Annotated in this window: 1 protein-coding gene; it reads right to left on the reverse strand. The window is 62.0% G+C overall.

Annotated features, from left to right (window positions below; all coding sequences use genetic code 11):
• Positions 1–938 (reverse strand): tyrosine--tRNA ligase (gene tyrS / locus EOA36_RS36205; RefSeq protein ID WP_127281300.1); only part of this gene is annotated, 938 nt, incomplete at both ends.

The raw sequence follows: 938 nt of genomic DNA on the forward strand, positions 1-938 counted from the left end.
GACTCAAATCCTGAAGCGTGACCAGTCGACGGTCGTCGCTTACCGGCTGGTCGTTCAGGCGCACGGCGCCACCCTGGACGTGCCGCCTTGCCTCGCCATTGGACGATGCCAGCCCCGCGCTGACCAATAGCGACAGGATGCCGACGCCGGATTCGAGCGCGGCCCTGTCCGTCTCGACCGTGGGCAACGTGTCGGCGAGAGCGCCTTCCTCGAAGGTCTTGCGCGCCGTCTCGCTGGCCTGTTCGGCGGCCGCGCGGCCGTGCAGATGGGCGGTGATCTCCGTTGCGAGGATCTTCTTCGCCTCGTTGATCTCGGAACCACCCAGCCGCTCGAGCCGTGCGATCTCGTCCAGCGGCAGCGTGGTGTAGAGCTTCAGGAAACGGCCAACGTCGGCATCCTCGGTGTTGCGCCAGTACTGCCAGAATTCGTAGGGGCTCAACATCTCTGGATCGAGCCAGACCGCGCCCGAGGCGGACTTGCCCATCTTGGCGCCGGACGAGGTGGTGAGCAGCGGCGTGGTCAGTGCGTAGAGTTGCGCATCCTCCATGCGGCGGCCGAGATCGATGCCGTTGATGATGTTGCCCCATTGGTCGGAGCCGCCCATCTGCAGACGGCACCCAAGGCGCTTGTAGAGTTCGACGAAATCATAGGCCTGCAGGATCATGTAGTTGAATTCAAGGAACGACAGCGATTGCTCGCGGTCGAGCCGCAACTTGACGGAATCGAAAGCGAGCATCCGGTTGACCGAAAAATGCCGACCGACATCACGCAGGAAATTGACGTAGTTGATCTCCATCAGCCAGTCGGCATTGTTGACCATCACCGCATCGCTGGAACCGCTGCCGAACTTCAGGTATGGCATGAAGTTGCGGCGGATACCGGCCAGGTTGTCGTCGATGTCCTGGGGCGTCAAAAGTTTGCGCGCCTCGTCCTTGAAG

It is taken from the genome of Mesorhizobium sp. M8A.F.Ca.ET.021.01.1.1, from assembly GCF_003998025.1.
Lineage (GTDB): Bacteria > Pseudomonadota > Alphaproteobacteria > Rhizobiales > Rhizobiaceae > Mesorhizobium.